The sequence below is a fragment of the Xanthomonas sp. SHU 166 genome, from assembly GCF_000364685.1.
Taxonomy (GTDB): Bacteria; Pseudomonadota; Gammaproteobacteria; order Xanthomonadales; family Xanthomonadaceae; genus Xanthomonas_A; species Xanthomonas_A sontii.
This window is the reverse complement of record NZ_AQOJ01000168.1, coordinates 1-4,674: the sequence shown is the minus strand read 5'-3', so window position 1 is coordinate 4,674 and position 4,674 is coordinate 1. Positions and strand designations below refer to the sequence as shown.

Here is a 4,674-nt window from a genome sequence, read left to right as displayed (position 1 = left end):
GCACCTTCCCCCAAAAAGGGGGCCGTGGTCCCGGAGGGAGAAGGAAGTGCCGGCCTACTCATTTCCCACTTGGCGACGGCGCGGTGCGTCGCCATGCCACACGCCTACGGCAACGCACGCATCAGCAGTTCCTCGACCGGCGCACCCGGCTCCAGCGTGCCGAACGCCAGGCCATGCGCGCCGGCCAGGCGACTGCGTACGAACATCGAGGCGGCCGGACTGCCGCTGTGCAGCAGGAGCGCGGCCTGCAAGGCCAGCGCGATGCGTTCGGCCAGGCGCCGCGCGCTGTACTCGTCCACTTCGGCGTTGCCGGACAGCGACGCGCGCAGTGCGTCCAACGCCGCGTCATAGGCCGGGTCGGTGCCGCCCGGCGTCTGCAACTCCGCCAGCACCGCAGCCGCGCTGGCCGGTTCGCGCGCCAGCGCGCGCAGCACGTCCAGGCACTGGATGTTGCCGCTCCCCTCCCAGATCGAATTCAGCGGCGCCTGCCGGTACAGCCGCGGCAGGATCGACTCCTCGACGTAGCCGGCACCGCCCAGGCATTCCTGCGCCTCGTTGACGAAGGCCGGCGCGCGCTTGCACAGCCAGTACTTGCCCAGCGCGGTGGCGATGCGCGCGAACGCCGCTTCCGACGCATCGACGTCGGCCGCATCCACCGCGCGCGCCACCCGCAGCGCGAACGCGGTGGCGGCTTCCGATTCCAGGGCCAGATCGGCCAGCACGTTGCGCATCAGCGGCTGCTCGACCAGGCGCTTGCCGAACGCGATGCGATGCCGCGTGTGGTGCAGCGCCTGGGCGAGCGCCATGCGCATCTGCGCAGCCGCGGCGAGCATGCAGTCGAGCCGGGTCAGCATCACCATGCCGATGATCCGCGCCACACCCCGCCCTTCCTCGCCGACCCGCTGCGCCCAGGCCCCGGCGAACTCGACTTCGCTGGACGCGTTGGACCAGTCGCCCAGCTTGTCCTTCAGCCGCATCAGCCGCAGCGCGTTGAGCTGCCCATCGGGCAGGCGCCGTGGCAGCAGGAAGCAGGTCAGGCCGCCCGGCGCCTGCGCCAGCACCAGGAAGCCGTCGGACATCGGTGCGGAGAAGAACCACTTGTGCCCGACCAGACTGTACGCGCCGGCACCGTCCAGCGGCGTGGCGACGGTGGCGTTGCGGCGCACGTCCGAGCCGCCCTGCTTCTCGGTCATGCCCATGCCCAGGGTGATGCCGGCCTTGTCGGCGATCGGCACATCGCGCGGGTCGTAGTGCGGCGCGGCGGCCTTGTCGGCCCATTCGCGCAAGGCCGGGTCCTGGCGCAACACCGCGACCGCGGCATGGGTCATGGTCAGCGGGCAACTGGTGCCGGCTTCGGCCTGGTGGTGCAGGTAGCTCAGCGCCGCACGCGCCACATGCGCGCCCGGCTGCGGGCTGTGCCAGGACAGCCCGGCCACGCCATGGCGCTTGGCCGCGTCCAGCAACTGGTGATAGGCCGGGTGAAACTCGACCGTGTCGATGCGGTGGCCGTAGCGGTCGTGCGTGCGCAGCCGCGGACGGTCGCGGTTGGCGTCGAAGCCGAGCCGATATAGCGCATCGCCGGCCAGCACGCCGTACTGCGCCAGCGTCGCGGCGAAGCCGTTTGCGCCCTCGCGTGCGCAGGCCTCACGCAGCGCCACGTCGTCGGCCCAAAGATCGCGCGGTTCGAACGGTGGCGGCTGGTTGTCGACCGTATGCGTGGCGAACGCCGGCAGGTCCGTATGCATGCATCTCCCTCCCAGAAGCGCTGCACGCATTGTGGCCGATCCGTCGCGCGGCCGCGAACGCGCGCGGCGGATTCTCATCTCCTGCACACCGGCTTGGACACAGTGGCGCCCATGCCGAATGCCGCTTCCCAGGACCTGGTGGTGCTGCGCCCGGAAGGGCTGTACTGCCCTGCCGGCGACTTCCATATCGATCCCTGGCGGCCGGTGCCCCGCGCGGTCATCACCCACGGCCACGGCGACCACGCGCGCTCGGGCATGGGCGAATACCACTGCGCCGCCGCCGGCCTGCCGATCCTGCGCTGGCGGCTGGGCGAGCAGGCCTATCGCGCCTACGATTACGGCACCCGCTTCACGCTCGGCCGCGCGCAGGTGTCGCTGCATCCGGCCGGCCACGTGCTCGGCTCGGCGCAGGTACGCATCGAAGTGGATGGCGAGGTCTGGGTGGCCTCGGGCGACTACAAGCGCCAGCCGGATCCGACCTGCGCGCCGTTCGAGGTGGTGCGCTGCGACACCTTCATCACCGAGGCCACCTTCGCCCTGCCGGTGTACCGGTGGCCGGACACCAGCGAGGTGGCGCGCGAGATCGTCGCCTGGCGCCGCGAGTGCGGCGCGCGCGGCGAGGCCGCCGTGCTGTTCTGCTACGCATTGGGCAAGGCGCAGCGCGTGCTCGCCGAACTGCAGCCGTGGGACGATCAGCCGGCGCTGCTGCACGGCGCAGTGGCGGCCGGCGTGGCGGTGTATCGCGAGGCCGGCGTGGCGATGCTGGACACGCGCACCGTGTCCGAACTGGACAAGCGCGCCGACTACGCTGGGCAGCTGGTGCTGGCGCCACCCTCGGCCGCCGGCAGTCCGTGGCTGCGCCGCTTCCGCCATGCGCAACTCGGCTTCGCCTCGGGCTGGATGCGGCTGCGCGGCAACCGCCGCCGGCGCAACTACGACCGCGGCTTCGTGGTCTCCGACCATGCCGACTGGCCGGACCTGCTGCGCACCATCGACGAGACGGGCGCGCGGCGCGTGATTGCGACCCACGGCAACACCGACGCGATCATCCGCGCGCTCAACGAACGCGGTGTCGCCGCCGAGGCGTTCCGTACCGACTACGGTGGCGAGGAATGAAGCGCTTCGCCGCGCTGTACCGGCAACTGGACCAGAGCACCGCGACGCTGGACAAGCGCGCCGCGCTGGTGGCGTATTTCGAGCAGGCGCCGCCGGCCGACGCGGCCTGGGCGATCTGGCTGCTCAGCGGCGGCAAACTGCGGCGCATCGCCAACACCCGCGAACTGCGCGAATGGATCGCACAGGAAAGCGGCCTGCCCGGCTGGCTGGTGGACGACAGCTACGACCACGTCGGCGATCTCGCCGAGACCCTGACCCTGCTGCTCGACGATCCAGCGGAAACCCCGGACCCGGCACCGCTGCGCGACTGGATCGAGGAGCGCCTGCTGCCGGTGGCCGCACAGGACGACGCCGCACGCCGCGCCGCGGTGGTGGCGGGCTGGCGCAGCCTGGCCTTCGACGAGCGCCTGCTGTTCAACAAGCTGCTGACCGGCGCGCTGCGCGTGGGCGTCTCGCAGCGGCTGGTGCAGCAGGCGCTGGCGGCGATGTCGGGGATCGACATCGCACGCATCGCCCAGCGCATGCTCGGCGCCTGGTCGCCGACGCCGCAGGCGCTGGAGCAGTTGCTGTCCGACGAGGTGCTGCCCAGCGACCGCCAGCAGCCCTACCCGTTCTTCCTGGCCTCGCCGCTGGAAGCCGAGGCCGCCACGCTCGGTGCCCTCGACGATTGGCTGCTGGAATGGAAATGGGACGGCATCCGTCTGCAACTGATCCGCCGCGACGGCGAGGTGGCGCTGTGGTCGCGTGGCGAGGAACGCCTGGACGGGCGCTTCCCGGAGATCGAGGCGGCGGCGACGACGTTGCCGCGCGACGCGGTGATCGATGGCGAGCTGCTGGTCTGGCGCGAAGGCGAGCCCGCGCCGCTGCCGTTCACCGCGCTGCAGACCCGCATCCAGCGCCGCAAGCCCGGTGCAAAGACCCTGGCCGACACGCCGGCGCGGGTGCTCGCCTACGACCTGCTGGAACTGGACGGCCAGGACCTGCGCGAGCAGCCGCTGCAGCAGCGTCGCGCGCAACTGCAGGCCCTGCTGGAAGCGCACGCCGATCCGCGCCTGACCCTGTCGCCGCAGGTGCAGGCGACGACGTGGGAGCAGGCGGCAACGCTGCGCGAGGATGCGCGCGTGCGCGGCGTGGAAGGGCTGATGCTCAAGCGTGCGACGTCGCCCTACCAGTCCGGCCGCCGTCGCGGCGATTGGTGGAAATGGAAGGTGGCGCCGCTGACCATCGACGCGGTGCTGCTGTATGCGCAGGCCGGCCACGGCCGGCGCAGCACGCTGTACACCGACTACACCTTCGGCCTGTGGGATGGCGAGCAACTGGTGCCGGTGGCCAAGGCGTACTCCGGCCTGGACGACAGCGAGATCCTGGCGCTGGACCGCTGGATCCGCGCACACACCACCGAGCGCTTCGGCCCGGTGCGCGCGGTGACGCCGTATCACGTGTTCGAGCTCGGCTTCGAGGCGGTGAATCGCAGCAGCCGGCACAAGTCCGGCATCGCCGTGCGCTTCCCGCGCATCCTGCGCTGGCGCCACGACAAGCCGTTCGCCGAGGCCGACCGCTTGACCACGCTGCAGGCACTGGCGCGATGAGCGCAACCGCGGCGCGCCGGCGCCCGGCCGATGCGCCGCTGTACGCCTGGTTCGCGCAGCAGGGCTGGCAACCGCTGCCGTTCCAGCGCGCGTTGTGGGGACATTACCTGGACGGCGGCTCGGGGCTGCTGCACACGCCCACCGGCAGCGGCAAGACCTTGGCCGCGTTCGGCGGCCCGTTGCTGGAGGGCCTGCGTGCGCAGGCCGCGGCGCAGGCGGCCGCC

The 4,674-nt window shown here is 71.8% G+C and carries 4 protein-coding genes; 3 read left to right on the top strand and 1 reads right to left on the bottom strand.

Translation table 11 applies throughout. The annotated features are described in order from the left end of the window. Positions 1-104 precede the first annotated feature (104 nt). Positions 105-1,745 (bottom strand): acyl-CoA dehydrogenase family protein, encoded by a 1,641-nt coding sequence (locus D180_RS06205; RefSeq protein ID WP_017912104.1) that lies wholly within the window; start codon positions 1,743-1,745, stop codon positions 105-107. Positions 1,746-1,856: 111 nt separating this feature from the next. Here D180_RS06205 and D180_RS06200 point away from each other — a divergent pair, with 111 nt between their 5' ends. The 3 genes from D180_RS06200 to D180_RS06190 form a co-directional block, all read left to right on the top strand. Continuing rightward, on the top strand, positions 1,857-2,861 hold the full coding sequence (locus tag D180_RS06200) for a ligase-associated DNA damage response exonuclease (RefSeq protein WP_017910725.1): 1,005 nt from the start codon (positions 1,857-1,859) through the stop codon (positions 2,859-2,861). Then, positions 2,858-4,450, top strand: coding sequence for an ATP-dependent DNA ligase (locus D180_RS06195; protein ID WP_017912103.1), 1,593 nt, complete (start codon positions 2,858-2,860; stop codon positions 4,448-4,450). The genes D180_RS06200 and D180_RS06195 overlap by 4 nt, the downstream gene beginning before the upstream one ends. Beyond that, positions 4,447-4,674: hypothetical protein (locus tag D180_RS06190; RefSeq protein WP_043090559.1), on the top strand; the 228-nt coding region annotated here is incomplete at its 3' end. The genes D180_RS06195 and D180_RS06190, both read left to right, overlap by 4 nt.